This window comes from Bradyrhizobium sp. 604_D8_N2_3 (assembly GCF_051810765.1).
Lineage (GTDB): Bacteria > Pseudomonadota > Alphaproteobacteria > Rhizobiales > Xanthobacteraceae > Bradyrhizobium > Bradyrhizobium barranii.
Genome location: NZ_JBPWPM010000001.1, coordinates 1,627,984 through 1,649,395, shown reverse-complemented (window position 1 = coordinate 1,649,395; position 21,412 = coordinate 1,627,984). Strand labels below are relative to the sequence as shown.

19 protein-coding genes and 11 pseudogenes are annotated in these 21,412 nt (G+C 61.6%); 17 read left to right on the top strand and 13 right to left on the bottom strand.

Annotation, left to right across the window (positions count from 1 at the left end; genetic code table 11):
* Positions 1-88: 88 nt before the first annotated feature.
* The 3 genes from AB7245_RS07685 to AB7245_RS07675 all read right to left on the bottom strand — a co-directional run bounded on the left by AB7245_RS07685 (position 89) and on the right by AB7245_RS07675 (position 881).
* A complete protein-coding gene (locus tag AB7245_RS07685) occupies positions 89-181 on the bottom strand; it encodes a Mu transposase domain-containing protein (RefSeq protein WP_439035719.1) in 93 nt (30 codons plus the stop codon).
* Between the two features lie 6 nt (positions 182-187).
* Positions 188-382, bottom strand: a complete 195-nt coding sequence (locus AB7245_RS07680) for a hypothetical protein (protein WP_439034120.1) — start codon at positions 380-382, stop codon at positions 188-190.
* Positions 383-452: 70 nt separating this feature from the next.
* The gene (locus AB7245_RS07675; protein ID WP_439035786.1) at positions 453-881 is read right to left on the bottom strand and encodes a hypothetical protein; all 429 of its coding nucleotides are present in this window, start codon (positions 879-881) and stop codon (positions 453-455) included.
* On the opposite strand from AB7245_RS07675, the gene tnpA (AB7245_RS07670) reads away from it, so the two are divergent.
* Positions 762-1,217 carry an IS66-like element accessory protein TnpA gene (tnpA, locus tag AB7245_RS07670; protein ID WP_439035718.1) on the top strand — a complete coding sequence of 152 codons (456 nt, stop codon included), beginning with the start codon at positions 762-764 and terminating at the stop codon, positions 1,215-1,217. The two genes, AB7245_RS07675 and tnpA (AB7245_RS07670), sit on opposite strands and share 120 nt — an antisense overlap.
* Before the next feature lie 29 nt (positions 1,218-1,246).
* Positions 1,247-1,665, top strand: a pseudogene (locus AB7245_RS07665) (hypothetical protein).
* A 16-nt stretch (positions 1,666-1,681) separates the two neighbouring features.
* Here the strand turns inward: AB7245_RS07665 and AB7245_RS07660 are convergent.
* Positions 1,682-1,822: pseudogene (locus AB7245_RS07660) on the bottom strand (IS66 family transposase); the annotation flags it as partial.
* A 286-nt stretch (positions 1,823-2,108) separates the two neighbouring features.
* Here AB7245_RS07660 and AB7245_RS07655 point away from each other — a divergent pair.
* From AB7245_RS07655 to AB7245_RS07640, 4 genes and pseudogenes are all read left to right on the top strand, one after another.
* Positions 2,109-2,696: a GNAT family N-acetyltransferase gene (locus tag AB7245_RS07655; RefSeq protein WP_439034119.1), complete on the top strand. Its 588-nt coding sequence runs from the start codon at positions 2,109-2,111 to the stop codon at positions 2,694-2,696.
* Positions 2,697-2,843: 147 nt separating this feature from the next.
* Entirely contained in the window at positions 2,844-3,428 is a 585-nt protein-coding gene (locus AB7245_RS07650) for a hypothetical protein (protein WP_439034118.1), read from the top strand.
* Positions 3,377-4,144, top strand: coding sequence for an integrase catalytic domain-containing protein (locus AB7245_RS07645; RefSeq protein ID WP_439034117.1), 768 nt, complete (start codon positions 3,377-3,379; stop codon positions 4,142-4,144). Before AB7245_RS07650 ends, AB7245_RS07645 begins: the two co-directional genes overlap by 52 nt.
* A gap of 583 nt (positions 4,145-4,727) precedes the next feature.
* A pseudogene (locus AB7245_RS07640) lies at positions 4,728-5,124 on the top strand (transposase); the annotation flags it as partial.
* A gap of 225 nt (positions 5,125-5,349) precedes the next feature.
* Here the strand turns inward: AB7245_RS07640 and AB7245_RS07635 are convergent.
* The 3 genes and pseudogenes from AB7245_RS07635 to AB7245_RS07625 all read right to left on the bottom strand — a co-directional run.
* Positions 5,350-5,754 (bottom strand): annotated as a pseudogene (locus AB7245_RS07635) (transposase); the annotation flags it as partial.
* A gap of 358 nt (positions 5,755-6,112) precedes the next feature.
* On the bottom strand, positions 6,113-6,451 hold the full coding sequence (locus tag AB7245_RS07630; protein ID WP_439034116.1) for a helix-turn-helix domain-containing protein: 339 nt from the start codon (positions 6,449-6,451) through the stop codon (positions 6,113-6,115).
* 1,145 nt (positions 6,452-7,596) lie between these two features.
* Positions 7,597-8,932 (bottom strand): annotated as a pseudogene (locus AB7245_RS07625) (IS5 family transposase).
* A gap of 169 nt (positions 8,933-9,101) precedes the next feature.
* On the opposite strand from AB7245_RS07625, the pseudogene AB7245_RS07620 reads away from it, so the two are divergent.
* From AB7245_RS07620 to AB7245_RS07605, 4 genes and pseudogenes are all read left to right on the top strand, one after another.
* Positions 9,102-9,281 (top strand): annotated as a pseudogene (locus AB7245_RS07620) (ISL3 family transposase); the annotation flags it as partial.
* Between the two features lie 26 nt (positions 9,282-9,307).
* A pseudogene (locus AB7245_RS07615) lies at positions 9,308-9,672 on the top strand (ISL3 family transposase); the annotation flags it as partial.
* Between the two features lie 94 nt (positions 9,673-9,766).
* On the top strand, positions 9,767-10,237 hold the full coding sequence (locus AB7245_RS07610) for a hypothetical protein (protein WP_439034115.1): 471 nt from the start codon (positions 9,767-9,769) through the stop codon (positions 10,235-10,237).
* Positions 10,238-10,431: 194 nt separating this feature from the next.
* Entirely contained in the window at positions 10,432-10,794 is a 363-nt protein-coding gene (locus AB7245_RS07605; RefSeq protein WP_439034114.1) for an MFS transporter, read from the top strand.
* Here AB7245_RS07605 and AB7245_RS07600 read toward each other — a convergent pair.
* Both AB7245_RS07600 and AB7245_RS07595 read right to left on the bottom strand, forming a co-directional pair.
* A complete protein-coding gene (locus tag AB7245_RS07600; protein ID WP_439034083.1) occupies positions 10,770-12,053 on the bottom strand; it encodes an IS256 family transposase in 1,284 nt (427 codons plus the stop codon). The genes AB7245_RS07605 and AB7245_RS07600 overlap by 25 nt on opposite strands.
* A gap of 98 nt (positions 12,054-12,151) precedes the next feature.
* Positions 12,152-12,395: pseudogene (locus AB7245_RS07595) on the bottom strand (FAD-dependent monooxygenase); the annotation flags it as partial.
* A 142-nt stretch (positions 12,396-12,537) separates the two neighbouring features.
* On the opposite strand from AB7245_RS07595, the gene AB7245_RS07590 reads away from it, so the two are divergent.
* From AB7245_RS07590 to AB7245_RS07580, 3 genes and pseudogenes are all read left to right on the top strand, one after another.
* The gene (locus tag AB7245_RS07590) at positions 12,538-12,864 is read left to right on the top strand and encodes a helix-turn-helix domain-containing protein (protein WP_439034113.1); all 327 of its coding nucleotides are present in this window, start codon (positions 12,538-12,540) and stop codon (positions 12,862-12,864) included.
* Positions 12,797-13,410, top strand: a pseudogene (locus AB7245_RS07585) (IS5 family transposase); the annotation flags it as partial. The gene AB7245_RS07590 and the pseudogene AB7245_RS07585, both read left to right, overlap by 68 nt.
* 76 nt (positions 13,411-13,486) lie before the next feature.
* On the top strand, positions 13,487-14,761 hold the full coding sequence (locus AB7245_RS07580) for an IS256 family transposase (RefSeq protein ID WP_439034112.1): 1,275 nt from the start codon (positions 13,487-13,489) through the stop codon (positions 14,759-14,761).
* An 88-nt stretch (positions 14,762-14,849) separates the two neighbouring features.
* Here AB7245_RS07580 and AB7245_RS07575 read toward each other — a convergent pair.
* Positions 14,850-15,093: pseudogene (locus tag AB7245_RS07575) on the bottom strand (PRC-barrel domain-containing protein).
* Between the two features lie 584 nt (positions 15,094-15,677).
* On the opposite strand from AB7245_RS07575, the gene AB7245_RS07570 reads away from it, so the two are divergent.
* A complete protein-coding gene (locus AB7245_RS07570) occupies positions 15,678-17,168 on the top strand; it encodes an SGNH/GDSL hydrolase family protein (protein WP_439034111.1) in 1,491 nt (496 codons plus the stop codon).
* On the opposite strand, the gene AB7245_RS07565 is transcribed toward AB7245_RS07570, so the two are convergent.
* The 3 genes from AB7245_RS07565 to AB7245_RS07555 all read right to left on the bottom strand — a co-directional run bounded on the left by AB7245_RS07565 (position 17,068) and on the right by AB7245_RS07555 (position 20,152).
* Complete coding sequence (locus AB7245_RS07565; protein ID WP_439035717.1) at positions 17,068-17,799, bottom strand: ATP-binding protein; 732 nt, start codon at positions 17,797-17,799, stop codon at positions 17,068-17,070. The two genes, AB7245_RS07570 and AB7245_RS07565, sit on opposite strands and share 101 nt — an antisense overlap.
* A 222-nt stretch (positions 17,800-18,021) precedes the next feature.
* On the bottom strand, positions 18,022-18,330 hold the full coding sequence (locus tag AB7245_RS07560) for a hypothetical protein (RefSeq protein ID WP_439034110.1): 309 nt from the start codon (positions 18,328-18,330) through the stop codon (positions 18,022-18,024).
* Positions 18,331-18,595: 265 nt separating this feature from the next.
* Positions 18,596-20,152: an ISL3 family transposase gene (locus tag AB7245_RS07555; protein WP_439034109.1), complete on the bottom strand. Its 1,557-nt coding sequence runs from the start codon at positions 20,150-20,152 to the stop codon at positions 18,596-18,598.
* Positions 20,153-20,293: 141 nt separating this feature from the next.
* On the opposite strand from AB7245_RS07555, the pseudogene AB7245_RS07550 reads away from it, so the two are divergent.
* The 3 genes and pseudogenes from AB7245_RS07550 to tnpB all read left to right on the top strand — a co-directional run.
* Positions 20,294-20,587 (top strand): annotated as a pseudogene (locus AB7245_RS07550) (IS110 family transposase); the annotation flags it as partial.
* A gap of 68 nt (positions 20,588-20,655) precedes the next feature.
* Entirely contained in the window at positions 20,656-20,979 is a 324-nt protein-coding gene (gene tnpA, locus AB7245_RS07545; protein ID WP_439034108.1) for an IS66-like element accessory protein TnpA, read from the top strand.
* A gap of 63 nt (positions 20,980-21,042) precedes the next feature.
* Positions 21,043-21,390 (top strand): IS66 family insertion sequence element accessory protein TnpB, encoded by a 348-nt coding sequence (tnpB, locus tag AB7245_RS07540; RefSeq protein WP_439034107.1) that lies wholly within the window; start codon positions 21,043-21,045, stop codon positions 21,388-21,390.
* Positions 21,391-21,412: the final 22 nt, after the last annotated feature.

Sequence of the window (21,412 nt, the reverse complement as noted above, 5' to 3'; positions counted from 1 at the left end):
ACGATCCGCAGCCGGCGCCCCTCCGATTGCTTATGGACCGCAACCTGGTGCAATCCATGGCGGACCCGCACCTCGCCAGCCGCCGCCGTTACCGCCACGCGCTCGCAATAAGGCGCCACGGTACAGAGTAGCTGTTCGTATCGATCTCGACCGCGCAATCGTTGCCGACGACGCGCCTCAGTTCGCGCTAGGATCCGAACGATGGCTGCCCGCTGAGCGGTTTCAACCGGTGCCCTTCGTCTCGCGCGAAGCGGATCATCGGCGCCTCGCCGGTCGTCCCGTGGATACGAACGTTCGCAACCTCACGCTCCCACTTGGCGAGATGCGCCTCGAACGCCTCCCAGCTCGCAAATGAATGACCCGCGATTGCGTTCTTCTTCACGTAGCCGACGCCATTCTCCGTCTTGCCCTTTGTGCGCCCGTTACGGAGCGCAGGCGCGAGGACGGAAGCCTCAATGCTTCGCGAATGCAATGAGCTTGTCGTTAAGCTGAACCGACCGGCCCACCGCGTCGTGGCGCACCACGAGCGCGCGTGGGTTGTCCATCAGCGCTTCCTCCGGCACGCCGCCGAAGGTCGTGAATGCGCTCTCGAGCCCGGCGAACCAGTGCTCTTGCTTCTCGGCTCGGAACGCACGCACAGTAAGCGCTGTTTCGGTCCCACCTTCCATTGAAGGCGTCGAGCGAGGAATGATCGATCTCTGATTGGAGATCGGCTTGTGTCTAAGCTTGAACATATGCTTGAGCCCAGGACCTCGGTTCGTCTGGTCGAGGTCATCACGGAGAGCGGCCGACGCCGGCAGTTCTCGGCCGACGACAAGGCGCGGTTCGTCGAGGAGACGCTGGCCCCGGGAGCCGTGGTATCGGAGGTCGCGCGGCGGCACGGATTGTCGCCGCAACAGCTGTTTACGTGGCGCCGGCAAATGCGACAGCCGGCTGCGATCCCTGTGGCTCCCGAGCCGCAGACGTTCGTGCCCGCTGTCGTTACCCCATCGTCCACGCCGCCGGAGCGCTCACCGCGGCAGCGCCGACGCCTCCGGAAGGCGCTCGAGGGCGCCGAGAACAGCAGCACATGTTCAAGGAGCCATCCGACGTGGCATCGATCAGCCATTGTCATGTCTAGCAAGGATCTTTGCACCGCGCACTCCGACGGAAACCATGGGATGAAGGGCGTGAGTCGACAGAGGTTCACGAACCCCCCTAAGATATCGAGCGAGTAAGTTCGCGGAAGCTGGGTACGGGTGGGGCAGTGAACTTCCAGGTGACGGTTCTCAAGGTGCTGGTCAGCTATCCAGACGGGTCGCCGCCATGGCGGACCTCAAGCGAGATATGGCGATTCTGGCCACGAGCGGACCGGACTGGACCGAAAGGACGAAGCGATTGGCAGTCCGCGTGCCCGACTTGGATATCTTCTCCCAAGGACTCATTGAGCGGATGAACGGCGGCTGGCGTGTCACTGATAAGGGACGCGCGGTTCTCGAGATCAAGGAGGCTCGGCCCGCACCCGCTCAACAAGCAAGAGAGCTGCCTGAGGTCCTCGCGGCCGAGGAGCCGGCGCCAGCCGCGACTCTGCCGCCGATGCCTTCGATAGGGCCGGTTCGACGCATGCGGGAACGAAGGCGACGCCAACGCGATGCTGCACGGCGAAGCCAAGCGAGCGCGCCGTAACGAAGCTCCGTTCACGAACAGCGCATTTCCGGCTGTGCGTGATCAGACGGATCGAACGTTCGATGATGTTGTTGTCGAGCTCGATGCGGCCATCATCGACAAAGCGCGTCACACCCTGCCAGCGTGAGGACGTCCAGCGGATGGCGACGGCGAGCTTGGCGTTTAGTCGGCTAGCCAGTATTGAAGTTGGCTGCGGGTAATCCTTAGGGCGGGGACATTGTTTAGAAGGAATGCCAAAGCACCTACCTGGCCTGGCAGGTTGCTAACTATCCTGCCGTGCGTAGACTGCTCGAGCGAATGCAACTCGCGACATCCAGCGAAACAAGATCACTTTGCAAATGCTCATCCGCCGATGAGTCCTCGAGGGTACATCCATTCAGCTCACGTCCAGAGGTATCGGTGCTGCGCTCTAAATTCACAGCTCTGCGCTCGAAAGCGCCATCATGACAGCTGAGCCGGGCGTCACCTCAGCGAACGCAAGCATGCGAGCAAGAATCGTCTGGACAATCGTCCTCGGCTTTGCCGCCGATCCGTTGATGCGTTGGACTTGGCCGGACCCCGGGCAATACGTTAGCAGTATGACTCAGTTCATCAAGGCCTGTGGCGGGCGAGCATTCGAGCATGGCACAGCATACGTCGCGGGAGAAAGTCGGGCGGCCGCCCTGTGGCTACCTCCGCGCATCCATCAGGATGAGGATGCGCTGGACGCAATCATGGCGCGGTCACTGCGCCCGGAAATCAGTGAACATATGGCACATCTGCGCCAGGGAATCGCCGAACATCATCCCTCCGAGGCACATTGGTTTTTGCCCCTCATCGCTGTCGATCCGAGCTGGGTCGGACGAGGGCTCGGTACATTGCTGATGAGATACGCTCTTCAACGATGTGATGAGCAGGGCATCGCTGCCCACCTCGTAAGCTCGAATCCTAAAAACATTCCCTTTTACCAACGTCACGGGTTCAAGATTATTGGAAAGATACAGCACGGTTGCTCGCCGCTGCTCACGCCGATGTTGCGAAAGGCGAATTGAGCGGAATTCGTAGACGCTTCGCATGCTTCGGCTCCCCGAGTGTCCTGGGAGACGCTGAACTGACCCGCATTGCCTCATCCAGAATATTACTGGACAACTTCTCGCCGACGATTGGGTCGGTGCCATCGAATTGGTTCGGTGGCGTCTATGGCGGGAAAGATCAGCATGGGCGCCCGGCGCGAGGTGGTGTCTGCGGTTACGGAGCGTTACCGGTCGGCCAAACGAGGTGAGAAGGGGCGGATCCTCGACGAGTTGTGCGCGAAGACGGGCTGGCATCGCAAGCATGCGGTGCGCGCGCTTCGGCGGAGCGCAACGGTTGGACCGGAGAAGATGGAGGCGCCCGGAGAGCGCAAGCGCAGATATGGCGCGACGATCAAGGACGCGATGACGGCGCTGTGGGAGGCGTCGGATCGGGTATGCGGTAAGCGGCTCAAGGTGATGATCCCGACCTTGCTGCCGGCGCACGAGCAACATGGCCGATTCCAGCTTGGTGAGGCCGACCGTGATCCTGTTCTGGCGATCAGCGCCGCAACCATCGACCGCTTGCTCGTCGATGTGAAGATTACGGCGAGCGGCGGCAGGCGGCGCCGTGCCGGATTCTATTCGGCAATCCGGCGCGAAGTCCCGATCCGCACGTTCAATGACTGGAACAGCCCGGTACCCGGCTTCTGCGAGGTTGATTGGTCGCGCATGGCGGCACGTCGGTGGCCGGCTCGTTCATCCAGACCCTGACGATGGCCGATGTCGCCACGGGCTGGACGGAGTGCCTGCCGTTGCTGACGCGGGAGGGTTCGCTGGTCGTCGAGGCGATCAACCGCGCCCAGAGCCTGTTCCCCTGGCTCTTGCGCGGCGTGGACTTCGACAACGACAGCGCCTTCATGAACGATGTCGTCGTGCCATGGTGCCGCGAACAGAAGCTCGAGGTCACACGCTCGCGCGCGTACAAGAAGAACGATCAGGCGTTCGTCGAGCAGAAGAATGGTGCGGTCGTCCGCCGCCTCATGGGCTATGGCCGCTTCGTTGGCGTCGAGACGGCGCGCGTGATGGGCCGCCTCTATGCGGAGGCATGGCTCTACGTCAACTTCTTCCAGCCGTCGTTCAAGCTGAAGGAGAAGCGCCGCGAAGGGGCTAAAGTGATCAAGCGCTATCATCCCCCGTCGACGCCCTATGAGCGCGCATTGGCGCATCCCAAGGTGACCGCGGCCGTGAAGAAAGGGCTGCGCGATCAGTATCGCTCGCTCGATCCGGTCGGGCTGTTGGCCGAGATTCGCGCGACCCAGGACGAACTCGGCAATCGCGTCGATCGTCGTGCCGGACAGGCGTGGCCTGCAACCCGCTTGCACGAGCACCGCGCCGGCGACCGCAGCGACGTTCGCGAAGACGCTCGGCAAGACGGCGACGGTCGCCGAGCCGCGTGCCACGCACCGGCGCACCCGTCGGCCCTATAAGAGGGTTCGCATGCCGTCCAAGCTCGACCCGCATATTGCTGCGATCGAGGGTTGGCTCGTCTAGCAGCCGCAGTTAACTGCACTCGCCATCGTCGGCCGGCTGAGCGAGAAATACCCCGAGGAGTTCGGAACGAGACAGCATTCGATCGTGCAGCGGCTGCTCAGGACGCTTAGACGGAAGACGGCCGAGCAATTGGTCGCGGAGGAGCCGCTCGGCGCCGCCACGACCGCTGCCCCATTGCCCGGGGTTGTGGACGGCTCGGGCTATGTAGGGCCCGAGCCGCCCACAGCCCCTCTCGTCGAGCAAGCCGGGAAAGCCACTTGGCGCGGCCGATCAGTCGACATCGGATCGTCATCGGCAATTGAGCTATCAGGGTAACATTCGCTGATGCGGCAATACGACGGGTCAAATTTGCAAACGATGACGTAATTGCGGTCGGCGCCCGCGGCTTGAAAGGTCCGCTATCTTCAAGCCTTCCCGCAATCTCGCAAATCGGAGTGGGCTATGAAGCAATATGTTGGGCTGGATGTCTCGCAAAGCAAGTTCGATAACGAAGTCCGCCAGTTGGCGAAGTCGGATGAGACGACGCGCCGCCTGATGACGGTTCCTGGTGTCGGCGTGGTGACCGCCTTGACCTTCCGCCATACGATCGACGACCCATCGCGCTTCCGATCGGCATCAAGCGTCGGCGCCTATCTGGGTCTTACGCCTCGACGCAACCAGTCTGGCGAAACTGACATCAATGGCAAGATATTACGATGGGGCGACCGTCTTCTCCGAACTTACCTGTACGAGGCGGCGACCGTCCTGCTTTATCGAACGAAGAAATTGTCCTCTCTCAAGGCTTGGGGCATGAAGCTCGCCAAGCGAAATGGCATGCGAAAGGCAAAGGTCGCCATCGCGCGCAAAATCGCCTGTTCTTCACTGTATCTGGGGCGACGGCACATCGTTCGATTGGGACCAGGCGAAGGAAGCCTGATCAGATCTTGTAAAATTCCTGGTCCGGTCTGCCGGACTGGCGATGTCCCGCTGGGACGGTGTTGTGGCGACCTCGGTCAATCGGCTGCTGGCGCCTCGACCGCACTCCGCTGCAAACGTTGAGGCGCCCGACCCGGACATCATCATGAGGCGCTGCGCGACCTCGGAAAGGACCATGACCCCAGCGAAGACATCAACCAGCCCCGGCGATCCAATGCCTAGCCGGCTAAGCACGTATCAGCCGCGCCCGCGCCGTCTCCGCAACCCGGACCAGCTCCGACGGCGCGAGCACTACCACCGTGCCGTGGGCGAGTTCAGAAATGTAAACTTGACAACAAACCGCAATTAAAGGGCGATTGACATTATAAGACCATGTGTGGATGACGGGGTGGCGATTGACATCGTCGATACCGGCCATGATGCGCTCCTTGAGCTCATGTTTTGATGCGACCCGGATGTGGCGCAGGACCGAACGAGCGAACTTGGAGAAGAAGCCCTCGATGAGGTTGAGCCACGAGCCGTGCTTGGGCGTGAAGGTGAACTCGAAGCGCCCGCTTGGTCGGGTAGCGAACCAGGCTTTGGTTTCTCTCGAGATGTGCGTGGAATGATTGTCGAGGATCAATTTGATCGGGTGCTCCTCGGATAAGCGGCATCGAGAAGTCTGAGGAGTTCTATGAACTCGCGGCTGCGGTGACGGTCTCTGACGAGAGCGTGAACTCTGCCGGTGAGCAGATCAATCCCGGCCAATAGGCTGAGCCTGCCGTGCCGCTTGTACTCGTGGTCGCGCGCAAAGCCGGCGTGGATGCCGGGTTCGGGCGGCAAATCCGGCGCCGTCGTTGCGATGGCCTGGATTCCGGCTTTTCGTCGCACGACACGATCGCCACCGGCTTTCCCCGTCTCTTCGACTTGGCAGGGGCTTTTTTCAGGACTGCGACTTCACGACGCACAGGACCTCGGCCATCTTCCGTTCGAACTCAGCATGGCGATTTTCAAGATAGTAGCGCACCTTGTGCGGCTTGATTTCCTCCTTGCCGAGGGTCTTGCACAAGGACCAAATTGGTCAAGCATGCATGCCCTGCAGCCGGCCCGTGTTCGCGCGCATGGCGCGCCAACAGCCGCGTCGTCCACAACTCATGTGGATAGCCGTGGTCCTTCGCCTTGTCACACGCCAACGACACCAACCAGGCTTTGGCCTCAGGCGTGATGGTTGGTTCCTTGCCGGGGCGGGGGCGATCGTCAAGGGCGGCCAGCGGGCCATCGCCAGCGCTCGCTCGACACAGCGCTGCACCGTCTGATGATGGACTCCAAGTCTTTGACCTACTGCGCAAAACGACGGATTCTCGCGATACGCCAGCAGCATCTGCGCCCGCGAGACCCGGTTCGCTAGTTCAGTTCTCGACCGCGAAAGAGCCGCCAATGCTGCGATCTCTTCGTCGGCCATCGCCAACTGGACCGCTCGCCGCCCTCCAGCCATAATACAGCTCCTCGTTTCGCCGACCGCAAACGAGGAATCCACCAACTGCCCGTCCGTTCCACCCATTCAGCCGACTCCAGCATCGCAGGTTTCATGGAATCGATTTTCTAGTGTGCGAGCGGCAAGGCAGGCCGAGCTCTTACCAGAAATGGTAGGTTCGTTCTGCGCAGGACTTCGCTATGAGTAGAGCCGCTTTTTCAGACGTATGCGTGACCAGAAGCACTCGGAAACGGGCGACTAGTGGTAGTAAGTCATCAACCTGCAGTAATGGAAAACGACATGGCTAACCCACGCCAGGAGGACAAGTCCACACGTACAAGCGATGCAGCTCGACGGCCTCGGAGCTGCGCCATGGTGCGCCCCGGTGGATCACCTCGGCCTTGTAGAGACCGTTGATGGTTTCGCCGAGAGCATTGTCGTAGCAATCTCCAACCAGATGGCTGAGTACATTCAGTGGCTTGCGTCTAAGGGAGAGCGCTCGTGTTTCGGCATGGAACAAGGCCGTATTCGGGGTAATCCGGCGTCCAATCGGGCTCTGAATTCACTTTTCATGAAGTTCAAGCGCCGGCTCGCGTTGGTTTCACGAAGGAAACTATATGATGCAACGAGCCCTACATCCATCGGCTCTGGTACCTCGCGGCTGGAGTGGCGCACAACCGTCACCGTACCTCCCCCACGAGGGGCACGAGTTTCGGTTCCGACTGCGGGACCAGTTCTAGGCGAATACATAGCCAATATCAGCGCCCTAACCGATCTGCCGCTGGCGGGAGGCAGGTTCGCCTAGTGGTCGTGGCGCGCCGCTTCGGCTGCGTTACCATTCTGTGCAGCCTGCGTATTTTCACCGAGCGCTTCGATGACCGCGCTCTGGCACGGTGGGCGCGGCGAACGAGCTGGCTCGATCTGATCGTCCATCACCCTGGCCTTGCCTTGGGAGGCCGCCCGGCGGCGCGTTTTGCCCGTGGACTTAGTCGTTCGTGAAGAACGTCCCTGAGCACCGTTTTACGCAAGGTGTGGTTGCGATAGGTGGCGACAGAGTATCCATAACAGGCCGCATAAAAGTTCGGTGAGCCAGCGGCGGAGCAGGCTGAAGTTGTAGCCGGCGGCGGCGAGCACGGCGTTGGTGCGGTCGCCGTCGCGACCCTTGAGATGGTTACGGCGCATTCGGTGGTCGTCCTTGAGATGGCCGATCACAGGCTCGACGGCGGCGCGACGCCGCATCTCGCGGCGGATGGCTTTGGTGACACGGCGAACCTGGCCGCTGATCCAGACCTTGAACCGGTCGGGATAGTTGTGGCCGCGGTAGCCCTTGTCGCCGTGGATGCGGCGCGCTGCAACACCAGTGAGCTTTTCGAGGTCGGCGATGACGGGACCGAGCGTGTGGCCGTCATAGGGATTGCCGTGCAGGGCCTTGGCATGCAGTACGAACTGCCCGCCTTTGGGCGCGGTGGCAGGCGTGGCAATCGAGACTTTGCAGCCAAATTCGTAAGGTGCCCGGGCCTTGCCTTTGCCGATGCACTCCACCTCGGGGGCGTGCAACGAGTAGACCTTGGGACCGCGCTGACGCTGCTCTTGATGGCGAACCCGGTGGGCGAGATCGAGCAGCGGACCAAAGCGATCCTCAAGCGCAGGGTCGCCCTCGATCTTGCGTCTGATGTCACGGATGATGCGGCCAAGCCGGGTGCGCAGGAATTTGAGCTCTCGCCGGGCACGCTTGAACTGGTGGGCATGCGTGTAGCGTCCCACCATGATGGCGGCGCGCCTGGCCACGCGCAGATAGCTTTGGCGCAGTTCGACGCTCTCGCGTTTGGCCAAACCGACCAGCTTCTCGATCGCCCGGTGCATGAGCCGCGCATCGCTCGGATGCGCGATCGCCTTCTCCTGTAAGGTGGTATCCACAACGACCCGCTCGAGATCTTTGGTCTCGATTGCCCCAGTTCGATGCGCCACCGAGAGGCTTTCTTGCAACAGCGCGGCGATCTGCTCCTCACCCAGCCGCTGGCGCCAGCGGGTCAGCGACGAGCGATCGAATGGCATGTCGTGCCGGAACAACACCTCGCCGCAGAAATACTGAAAATACGGGTTCTCGACCCCACCTGTCGCACAGCGCCTCGTCAGAGAGATTGTGCATGTGCTTGAGGATGAATAGTCCGGCTACCAATCGTGTCGGCAACGGTGGCTGCCCCGGCCCGAGGCGACAGACCGAACTGAAGCGTCTCGCCAGGAAGTCCCAATCGATCTCCGCCGCCAGACGCACCAACGGATGGCGAAGGTTGATGATCTTCTCCAGAGATGGACGAAACAGATCGTCCTGACGATCGTCGCGCGGATGGCTCATGGGTTCTCCCCAACAGCGAATCTCGCCGTCAAAGGAATCACGAAGCCGCCCAATCCGGAATCCAAAAACGCAAGAAAACCAGGACCTACCCACGGCTTTCTTGCAAAATCGAATACTTGCTCGCGTCAAATCACTGCGACAGATCAATCGCTTCCGAATTCTTCACGGACGACGACTTATGCTGCCCGTGAGCAACGACACAATGCTTCGGGTGGTTAGGAGGCGCGGGTATCAGCCCTTTGCTGCGCCGAGCGTTATCGGCATCGAGGATTGGGCATGGCGCCGCAATCAGCGGTACGGAGCAATCATCCACGACCTCGAGCGGCGACGACAGATCACTCTCCTACCCGAGAGTCTCGCGGAGACAGTACAGAAACGATCGCCCGCCAGATGACCAATGGCGGCGATACTCAATCAAAGTCAGAAACCGTCACCATTGCGGCGATTGAGCAAGGCGCTCCTCTCCTGGCGGAAGCTCGAGAGATCATAGGCGCTTTCCATGCGATGATCCGCAACAAGGCTCACGGAGAGCTTGGACCATGGTTGGAACGAGCATGCGCAAGCCTCATGTCTTTCGCCAGCGGCGTCATTAAGGACAAGGCCGCCGTCAGCGCAGCGATCACAACGTTTTGGTCCAACCGAAAGACAGAGGGCCCGATCACCAAGCTCAAACTAGTCAAGCGCAAAATGTACGACACGCCAAGCTCGACTTGCTGCAGGCTCGGCTGCTCGGCACCACATGGCCAGTGCTGCATCAAAATTGCGTCAGAGCCCCCTTTGGACCCAATCGGGGGTCCCAGTCCAATACCGATTGACACTTTCGCCGCTGTCGAGATGGCGCGGCCCTGGCACGCCAGGATATTGACGCCTGGGCTTGGTGGACCGGAAAACGGATATCCTCCTTCGCCTTTTGCCGTAGTTTTTGCACAGGCCCACACGCTCGGATGGAAGACGACGGCGCATGCTGGCGAAGAAGGCCCGTCAGACTATGTGGCTGCGGCGATCGGCAGGCTAGACGTCGGCCGCATAGATCATGGCGTTCAATGTGAGGCTGATCCGCGGCTGATGCGACGCCTTGCCCGAGAAGGGCATTGCCCTTGCGGTGTGCCCACTCTCAAAGTCGAACTGAAGGTGTTTCCTCCGCTCGAAGAGCACAATCTTCTCGGCTCTGCATGCTGGCCTCTACTTCAAGGTCGACTCCGACGACCCGGCATATTTCCGGAGTGCTTGGACGACACTCGTTGTCCGATCGACGGAGGCAATGGGCTTGACCGCGGACGAGCAACTGACCGTGGCAGACAATAGCCTCAGGACCGCGTTCATGAATAACAAGTACCGGCTAATCATCGACAACATGAGACGGCCGGAATCTTCTCACTCTGGGGTCCGATAATGACGAGCGACGGTACAGATTCTTCGCTCCGCATCTGGCTCGCCGTCATCGTGCTGGCATCGCCTCGTTTGATAGTGTCTCGGCAGAGTTAGCACCTATCGGGCTGTTGTCTCAGATTGCTCGCGACCTAGGACGCGATCAGGCAGCGGTCGGGCTCATCGTGAGCCTCTATGGCTGGATCGGTGCTGCGAGCGCTCTGTTGTCGCCTGTTCTGCTTCAGAAGTTTCCTCGCAAGCCGTTACTCATCGCCTTTATGCTTATTCTTTCCGCAACCAATGTTGCGGCGATGATTTCTCACAGTTTCGAAGGGCTACTGTTGGCACGCACGGTGGGCGCTGTCGTTCACGGTTTCTATTGGGCCATGGCGGCTGCGGTCGCGTCTAAGATTGCCCCGTCCCGCCGTATGGGGAGCTATCGCCAAATTTTGGTGACGGCCGGGGCCGGTCAGGCGGCGGCGGTTGTGGGCTGACGGTCGGTCGGCTTTGCGATGACCTCGATCCCGTTGTTGAATGTCACACCGAGAACGAGTTTTGGCAACTGGTTATGACCGTCGAGACGGCGCCAGCCTTTTTGGGCGCCCTCGATCAGTTTGAAGACCATCGCGAGCGCAGTCCTGTTGGACAGACAGCCCTTCGATCGGATCGTGCGATGGCGCACGGTGGCGAAGGTGCTTTCAATGGGGTTGGTGGTCCGTAAGTGTTTCCAATGCTCGGCCGGGAAGTCGTAGAATGCCAGCAGCGTATCCCGATCCTTGGCCAGGCAGTCGGCCGCCTTGTCGTATTTCAACGCGTAGCTCTCGATGAATGCCTCGAACGCCAGTTCGGCGGCGGCCTTGGTTTCGGCCATCCAGATCTCCTGCAACGCGCGTTTGGCTTTCGGCTGCTGGCTCTTCGGTAACTTGGCGAGCACGTTGGCGGTCTTGTGCACCCAGCAGCGCTGCTCGCGCGTTTTCGGCCAGACCTCGCCGGCCGCCTTCCAGAACCCGAGTGCGCCATCGGCGATGACGAGCCGCGGGGGCACGTCGAGCCCGCGCCGCTTCAGGTCGAGCAGCAGATCACGCCAGTCGTGCGCGCTCTCGCGGGCGCCATCGGTGAAGCCGACCAGTTCCTTGCGGCCTTCCGGCGTCGCGCCGATCAGCACCAGGATGCACTGCTTTTCGTCCTCGAGGCGGGCTTCGAGATGGATGCCGTCGGCCCAGATGTAGACGTAGCGTTTCGCCGACAGATCGCGCTTCTGCCACGCGGCGTGCTCGTCGAACCAGCCGTCCTTCAGGCGGCCGATGGCGGATGCCGACAACCCGGCAGCATCCTTGCCGATCAGCGCCGCCAGCGCCTCGGAGAAATCGCCGGTCGAGATACCCTTCAGATAAAGGATCGGCAGCAGCGTCTCGATCGACTTCGACCGGCGCATGTAGGGCGGCAGGATCGACGGTGAGAACCGGATGCGGCCGGGATCGCCGGCGGCGGCCGTGCGGTCGCGCGCACGCGGCTGGCGGACGGTGACCGGACCGATACCGGTCATCACCTCGCGTTCCGGCAGGTGACCGTGGCGGACGACGCGCTGCTGACCGTCCTGGGTCTTTAAATCGGCATGCTTGTCGAGGAAGTCCGCGACCTCGGCCTCGACCGCCTTGGCAAGCAGCGCACGGGCTCCATTGCGTAAGATTTCGGTGAGTTGATCGTCGAAGAATCCTGGCTGAATCAGTCTGGTGACGTTATCGTTGGGCACGGCATATCGCTCCTTTGGTGGAGAAGTGGAGGCGTCAAGCACCCCCACGATATGCCGCCTTCCCGATTCCCGCCGTCACCAACTTTCGGCGATAGCTCAACAGCGTTGAGGACACTTGCAAGCTTCCAGCCGAGATTCACCGCATCCTCGATCGCCGTGTTGTAGCCGAGACCGCCGGTGGGGGTGAAGAGGTGGGCCGCATGACGAGGAAGACCCTGCCCCGCTGCATGCTATCGGCCACCAGTGCATGGCCTGCGGTCCAGGTGAGAAATGAGAGAACCTCGCAAATATCGGCGCACCGCACGCGCGCTGAAAAGCGGTCTTCGCCTCGGTGACCTTGATCGCGTGCTGATTCCGCTCGATGTCGCCCACCATTCCGGAATGATCTCGCCCACTATTCCGGGATGATGTCGCCCGGGGGTGACGAGGCCTCTTCTGGCTCCGATACGGTCCCGCCTTTCGGCTTTGCGAAGGGGGGACCTGGATGCCGACGGAGAGGCTTGCGATGCGCCATGTGCGCGATGTGATCAGATTGAAGTCGGCCGGGATGCTGACCCGCGAGATTGCGCGGCGGGTGGGAACGGCGCCTTCAACGGTGCGGTTGACGATCCGTCGGTTCGAGGCGGCGGGGCTGACCTGGCCGTTGCCCGATGACGTCACCGACGCTGTGCTGGGGGCCCGGCTGTTCGCCAGCGCCGTTGCCGGTTCCGGCACGCGGCGGGGCCATCGCCGGCACGCGGAGCTGGCGCGATTGCCCGCCCGACTATGGCCCTTACACGACGATCTACAATGGGTTCAATCGCTGGGCTAAGCGCGGACATTGGCAGGCGATCTTTGAAGCGCTCGCCCGCTGCGGCAACGACGGCCTGACTTTGTCGATCGACTCCACCTCGATCAAAGCACATCGGTCGGCGGGCGGCGGAAAAGGGGGGAGCATGAACAGGCGATCGGCCGCTCGCGCGGCGGGCGAACCACGAAAATCCGCGCGCTGAGCGACCCTGATTGCAAACCTTGCGCATTTCGTCTCACTCCGGGACAAGCCGCAGATATTGCCGCAGGGCCGGCCCTTTTGAAGCTCGCGCCGCCCATGTCTTCCCTCATTGGAGACAACGGCTGCGATGGCGATGGCTTTCGCGCCGAAATCGTCAATCGCGGCGCGAAACCCGTCATTCCGAACAAGTCCAACAGGGTGACCCTCCACAGCTTCAGCAAACGCGCCTATAAAGGACGCAATGTTATCGAGCGCTGCTTCTGCCGGCTCAAGGATTTCAGGCGCGTCGCTACTCGCTACGACAAACTTGCCAGAAACTTCTTGGCTGCCGTCCACCTCGCCGGGGGATGTCCCGGGTTCTGTTGAATTTCTGAAGAGGTCGGCGTTGCCCACCTTGAGCCGGTAGGCTCGGGGTGCTGATTCCACAAAGGAGAGCAACGCCATGACGAGAGATATCACACCGGCTGGTCCGCCGGCGACTGGGGCTGTGGACGAAGCGTTTGCAGAGGTGCGGGCGAGCTTCGATCGGTTCTGCCTTGCGGCAGGGATCGAGGCGCTCGGCACGATGATGGAGGCGGATGTCACGGCGGCCTGCGGGCCGCGCCACGGTCGCGACGCGGCGCGGCGGGCGCACCGTTGGGGCCGAACGCGGGGACGGATCGGCTTCCACGGCGGCAAGATCGAGGTCGATCGCCCGCGGGTTCGGGGCGTGGACGGCCGCGAGGTCACGATTCCGAGCTGGGAAACGGCGGCGCAGGAGGACTGGCTCGGTCGCTGGGCGATGAACCTGATGCTGATCAACGTGTCGACGCGCCGGTTCGGCCGTGCTGTCCGGCTGCCCGAGGGTGACGTGCCGGCACCGCCCGGATCGGGGGTTTCGAAGTCGGCGGCCTCGCGGAGGTTCGTAGCGCTGTCGGCGGCGCGGCTGGCCGACTTCATGGCTGCCGACCTGTCCGCGCTCGACCTTCTGGTGGTCCAAATCGACGGGCTGCATCTCGGCGACGATCTCGTGCTGGTCGCCGCGATCGGGGTTGACGGCGAAGGCAACAAGCATCCGCTGGCGCTGGTGGAAGGGGCGACCGAGAATGCCGCAACGGTTCAGGCCCTGCTGGACAACCTGGTCTCGCGCGGGCTCGACCCGACGGTACCAAGACTGTTCATCGCCGACGGCGCGAAAGCGTTGTCGAAGGCGATCCGCCGCACCTTCGGTTCGGCCGCTGCGATCCAGCGCTGCCAGATCCACAAGGCGCGCAACATCATGGAACGCCTGCCGAAAGAACATCATGCGGCCACCCGTCGGGTGCTGCGCCAGGCCTGGGAGCTCGATGACGCCGACAAGGCTGAAAAATTGATCCGCAATCTCGCGCGTCGCCTCGACCAGCAATGGCCCGGCGTCGCGGCCAGCATCCTCGAAGGCCTCGACGAAATCCTGACTGTCGTCCGGTTGAAGCTGCCGAAGGAGCTTCATCGATCGCTCGCCTGTACCAACATCGCCGAGAATATGATGGGCACCATTCGCCGCGTCACGCGCAACGTCAAACGCTGGCGGGATGCCGGTATGGCCTTGCGATGGGTCGCGGCCGGCATGATCGAGGCCAACAAGGGCTTTCGACCATTGAAGGCGCATAAGCAATTGTCGGTTCTGCGTGCAGCCCTTCAAGCTCACCTCGATCGCATGACGATCAAGCCCATTGCCCACGTCTCGAGGGCCGCGTAACATTCATTCCGGCAACGTCGGCCCGACGTAGTTCAACACCGATCGGGACATCCCCGACGGTTGGCGGTCGGTTGGACTGCGCCGCGAGCTACTGCTGCACCAGCTTGATCGTTGAGACCGGCCACTTCCCAGGATGGCCTGCGACGGAGAGCCGCAAACCGTGCTCTTCGTCCAAAATAAAGTTGCTCGACGGTGCCCGCCTTACCGTCCGTAAGCACTACAGCCTTGCCGATCAATTCCGCCTCAGCTTGGTGATACTCCCGCAGAATTGCAGAGGCGCGTTCTTCTGCCCGGGGCGTAGCCTCAGAAACCACGAGCTCTCTTACGGACATACATGTCGAATGCGCCCGGTGCGCGTAGAATGGCCTTTTCCAATTCAATCCTGTTTCCAGCGAGCACGCACAATTGAAAACTGGCGGAAATGAACGGGGTTCCCGCCGGGAGGGATCTTCAAAGTCTGCGTCATACGGCCGCGACCCGTTGAGCAACACGAATGTGGCTGTCAAGAATGGCGTTCTGCTTCTGCGGCGAGGTGGTCGCGCAATCCCGTCGGGACCTCTGCGTCGGCAGGGGCATTGGCCGATGCCGGATAGAAGCCGCCGCAAGACCCGCGCCCCCATTGCGGTGACGACGTGGGCACGCCTGCGCGGCGGCCGATCGCGCCAACGTGGACGTCGCCAAAATAAATCAGCTACGTCTCGCGGTGCGGATCGCACAGCGACGCCGGCGGATGAGGGCGGGCATGCGGTCGTGAAAGCATACCATCAGCCATTTCGATGAAACAGCTTTGCTGTCCTTCATTCGGATCCGAAGCGGACCTGGGCATTTGAGCGCTTCACGGTGATCTGAGACTCGTCATGCAGCCTTCGTGCTAGTCTCTGTCGCGGCAGTTCTTCGTCTTGTGCGGTTCAAGAGCATGTCAAACAAACTAAGAAAACTGCGCATCTTTACCGACAGAGGTCCCCTGATTGCGCTAACCATCGCTCTGGGGATGGTGGTCGGCGTTGTCGGCCCGACATCGGCGCAGTTCTTCAATTTCGGCGGATATCAGCAGCGGCAGCAGCCGCAACGCGGTGGCGGGTTCGGCGGCGGCTGGTTTGGTAACGACACGTTTGAGCCGTCTGCTCCCCAGCCTCGTTGGAATCGGCGGCAAACCTTACCCCCCGCGCGGGAGGATTTTTCGAGGGCGCCCGCGGCCGGAAAGCGCGATGCTGTACCGGAGCGCCATGTTCTTGTGCTCGGTGATGCCATGGCGGACTGGCTCGCCTATGGTCTTGAAGACGCCTATGCCGAACAGCCTGACATGGGCGTGATCCGCAGACATAAGACCGTCTCAGGCCTTATCAAATATCAGCCGAAGGGCAATCCGGCCGATTGGGCCGCCGCTGCCAAAGGCATTCTCGCCACCGAAAAAGCGGACGCCATCGTTGTCATGCTCGGACTCGATGACCGAGTCGGGATCCTCGAGCCGCCGGCTGAGAAATCCGATATCAAGCCGTCGGACAAAAAGGTAGACAAGAAGGATGCCAGAGCCAAACCGGAGGGCGGTACGAACGCCGACGCGAAGCCGGATGGCAGACTGGTCGATACGGAATTGTCGCCAAATGACGCCGCCGACGCGCCGGCGATCGAACCGGAGAGTAGCACGCGCTCGCCGAACGGCCTCTATGAGTATCGCGAGAAACGCTGGATCGAGCTCTACAAAAACAAGATCGAACAGATGATCGGCGTGCTCAAATCTAAGGGGGTGCCGGTGCTGTGGGTTGGCCTGCCGGTGGTACGTGGCCCTAAGGCAACAGCCGACACCCTGTTTCTGGATTCGCTCTATCGCGAGGCGGCCGGCAAGGCCGGCATAACTTATGTCGATGTCTGGGACGGCTTTGTCGATGAAGCCGGCCATTTTATGCAGCGCGGTCCCGACTTCGAAGGCCAGATCCGTCAGCTGCGCTCCTCCGATGGCGTGTATTTCACCAAGCCCGGCGCCCGCAAGCTTGCGCATTATGTCGCACGCGAAATCAACCGGTTGTTGGCTACTCGTTCCGCGCCGATCGCGCTGCCGACGGAACCGGCAACACCCGACGTCAATGCGCTGCCGGGTCAACCGGACCTGCGCCCGCTCGCCGGACCGATCCTTCCCTTGGTGGCCCCCTCTATCGGCGCCGATCAATTGCTCGGCAGTCCAGGGGCGCCGGTGGAAATGGATGCGCTAGCAGCGCGTGTCTTGGTCAAAGGTGAGCCCTTGTCGGCACCGGCCGGCCGCGCCGACGATTTTGTCTGGCCGCGCCGCGAAGTCGGACGCGAACGGTCTAAGGATACTCCAATGGCATCGGCATCGCCCGATGATCGCATCCCGATATCGACCCCGGCGCCAATGCTAAAGCAGAAAAAGAATCGCAGCCAAAGGTGAGGCGCTGACGTTTTGGCCCGCAGGTTTCGCTCAGTGGGGCCGCTTCGGGGGCAATCGCATCGGTTTGCACCTGAGCCCGTGGGCGTGACAAACGCAGTGCGCACCTGGAGCAACAGCGTGGTGGTATTGTGCGCGGAGACGAACGCCTCGATGGTCGGGATGAAGCCAAAGTCATTGCTGACGAACGGTATCCATACCCGGTCAGGCACCAGCAAACGGCGCTGACCAGCGAGGTCTTGCCCGCCCCGTTGAACCCCCGAAACAGTGTGGCCGGTGCCGCGAGCTCAAGCTCGAACGGCTTGGGGTCTGAACCTCCCTCGGCGCAATGACGATGCAGCCCCCGGAATCGATGCGCCTCGATCTTGGTGAGTTGCCATTTCTGAAATTGGACCGGCGCCTTAGCCGGTGCGGACAAGGCTTTAGGTACATTGTCAAGCGCGGCGAGGACGCAATCCACCTCCCCATCCTGAATGGCAGTGTCTTTATCCGGATTCCAGTACGCTCGACGGTCTTGATTGTAGAACGCGAGAACAGCGCGGCTATCACTCAACGGCGGGAAAAATGTCTCTCCGCTGGCAACGTGCAGAATCTCTCCCGCGATGAGGTGAGATACGACCTCATCGAGGGTCATGTCTGCAATATTATGTTCCATCTCCACTCCTAAAATTATTCTTTGATCACAACTTGCAATACGTTCATATCGGCGGCGGAAACGAAGAAGCGGCACCCAGCCCACCTTCGGTATCTGATTCGTCGGTTGGCTCAACTTCTCCTGCGCGACGGTGATGGAGTGCGTGTCCGACTTGCAGACAATCGTCCCCCGTCCGGCGACGCGAGCCTCACGCCAACGCGATCAGCGAGCGCGTTCTCGTGGCGCTTGTGGACGCACGCGAGTGCGCAGCTCGTCATAGAGAGCGATTTCTCCTAGCATCGCAATAGTTACAGCAAAACCGAAGAGAACGGCATCGTCGATTGTTTCGCTCGCGTCAGGCTCGCGTTGAACTCTCGATGAAAGAGTCGTATTGGTGGTCACCACCGCGGCGCGATCGCCGCTCCAACAACGCGTGCATACCGTTCCCCGATTGATTTGGTTTCCGTTGGGCTGATTTCCGTGGGCGGCGACACCCAAGCTACCGATGTCGACCGGGTCCAGAATTTCCATGCGCACAGCCTTGTAAGCCTTGCGCCGGGAACGACCGGCGTGAGCCACGCGAGCGTGGCGGCGACGGAATGTGGCTGCGCCCTCCCGCCGATCGCGCCCGGAATTGGTATCGATATGTCGACGCTGCGCTCATTTGCCAGTGATCCGACGGCCCAGAAGGTAGCGCGATCCGCGGCGCATGCTACGGCCTCGTTCGGATAAAGGGAGCCGTAACTGTCAATCGGCTTTCGACTGGGGCTCTGACGCAAGTTTGGTGCAGCGCCGGCTATTCTGCACCGATTAGCCTGGCCTGAAGGAGATCGATTTTCCCGCGACCGTACATCTGCCTTCTCACGAGCTTGAGGCGCGTAATCTGACCTTCGGTCTGTCCGTTCGACCAAGGTGAAGTGATTGCCGCCCGTACCGCATTCTCATCCTTCGCGACGCCACTGGCGAACGAGGCGACAAGGCTGGCGCGAGCGCGCTCGATCCATGGGATGAAGCCCGCCTCGGTCTTGCGCCGGATCATCAGGTGGAATTCGGCGATGATCTCGCGTGCCTCGACCAGAGTTGGCACGCCAGCTTCGATCGCCGCGACCGTGACGGTCTCCGCTTTCGTGAGCAGGTCCCGCCCGATGGTCATGAAGCGAGCGATTGTTCTGGCTGAGGGAATCCGTTGCAGGTTCTGTGCATCGGCCTTATCGGCCTGTCGTCTGCGGGTCGCCCACTCGCTGACGACGCGGAGCGAGCCGCGGAAGCCGCGCGCTGCTAGGCGGCGCCAGAGTTCAGCCCCGTTTCGACAGCCGGACACCCATTGATTATCGAGCCATGGCAAATGCAGATCCAACGAACTTTGCCGGGTCCGAAAAACATCGGTGCGTTCGCCGCGGATCACCTGCCGTACCAGCTTCCTGCTATGGCCAGTCTGGCGCACGATCTGCTTGATGGGTATGCCGCTCTTCGACAGAGCCAGGATGGCCGCATTGGTCTCCTCGCGGCGCAGGTAGCCTTCATACTGGAGGCGCTCGGCGGCTGTGAGCAGCGCGGGATCGATCGCGGTTGCACCGATGACGGTGCGAATCTGGCGCATCGATTTGCGGACGGCGTCAAGAAAGGCCCGACTGGCGTTCTCCATCAGATGCCAGCGGTCGGCGACCTGCACCGCGTGCGGCAAGGCTTTGGCTGCCGCTTCGCCATATCCGCCGCCACGATCGCGGGCGACGATTGCGATCGTGGGATGCGCAGCGAGCCAGGCTCGGGCGGTCGCGGGCTCACGATCCGGCAGCAGGGTGACTACCCGGCGCCTTTCCAGGTTGCAGACGATGCTGGCGTATCGGTGATTGCGACGCCAGGCCCAGTCATCGATGCCAATAACCTTGAGCGGCTCAGCCGGCGGACGGTGACGGCGTCGGACCACGCGCAGAAGCGTGTCCTTGCTCACCGGTAACATCAGCCGTTTTGCGAAGCCTGCCGCCGGTCGGCCGCCAAGCGCCAGACCTAGGTGATGGACGATAGAGTCCAGCCTCGCCGTGCGTCGCGCTGATGGAGCCAATATCCCGTCGGAGAAACGCTCAGTGAAGATATGGCGCCCGCACAGGACGGCGTCGCAACGGAAGCGGCGGGCAATCACCGAGAGCTCTACGATCCGCCCCGAAAGCGGCAGATCAGTCACACGGCGCCGATAGCGGCTGTGGACACGGCGGGAAGCCGTTCCGCACGATGGACACACGCCGAAACTTCCGGACGCCCGAACCGTGATGACGGCCTTATCACCCTCGTAGCAAGCACTCTCTACAACAAACCCACGCGGCACCAGACTGGAGCGGTGGAGTGCTTGCTGCATGGCGCTGATTCTCCTCCAATCAAAACGCCAGACATCCCTCGAACTGCATCAAAAGTGATGGTGTGGAACGGCCCTTCGAACCGGCATCAAAAGTGCCTAACGTGGTCGCGTAGAGAGGCGCCACAAAGGAAGGACCGTTCCATGGAGAAAATTATCACGGTGGGTTTGGATTTGGCCAAGTCGATCTTTCAAGTTCACGGCACCGCCGAAAACGGGACAGTCTTGGTTCGTCGCACATTGCGGCGATCGCAGGTTCTACCCTTCTTTCGGAGCCTTCCAGCTTGCTTGGTAGGTATGGAGGCCTGTGCGAGTGCCCATCACTGGGCGCGCGAGATAGCGGCGCTGGGCCACGCTGTCCGCATGATGCCGCCAGCCTACGTGAAGCCTTACGTCAAACGTAACAAGACCGACGTGGCGGATGCTGAGTATTCCTGCGTTGAGGGCCGCCTTGTTTGACGGACGCGAACGCTGCAGGTCCTAGGAGTAATCCTAGGAGAAGCGCTATGACGATTTCGAGGGCGGAGGTGATCACATCGGTCGAGCGGCGGCGCCGGTGGTCACAGGATGAGAAGGAACGGCTTGTTGCAGCATCGCTCGAGCCCGGAGCCTGCGTTTCCGAGGTGGCTCGCATGGCTGGCCTTCATGTGAGCCAGCTGTTCAGGTGGCGCAAAGAGCTTTGCAAGCACGCTGAAGCGAGTATAGCGCCGTTCGTGCCGGTCGAGATTGGGGCGTCTGTGCCGCCGCGGGCGGTTGCCGAAGCGCCACTGACGACGACGGCGGCGCGTCGACGGAAGAGAACTGGGCATCATCGAGATAGATCTTGGTAGCGGGCACTGCATCCGGGTCGATGGCGACGCACTACGTCGCGTTCTCGATGCTTTGGTGCGCCGATGATCCCGGTTCCGACGGGCGCACGCGTGTGGCTTGCGACAGGCTACACGGACATGCGGCGAGGCTTTCCGACGCTGGCACTCCAGGTGCAGGAGGTGCTGCGCAAGGACCCGCTCAGCGGTCATCTGTTTGTCTTCCGCGGTCGCCGAAGCGATCTTGTGAAGGTGATCTGGCACGATGGCCAGGGAGCATGCCTGTTCACCAAAAGACTGGAGCGAGGGCGGTTCATCTGGCCTTCGGTTGCGGGCGATGCGGTGACGATCTCGCCGGCGCAGATGAGTTACCTGTTGTCCGGGATCGATTGGCGCAACCCGCAAGAAACCCAGCGTCCGACGCGGGTCGGATAGCCGTTTTGGGTTTGAATCTGCT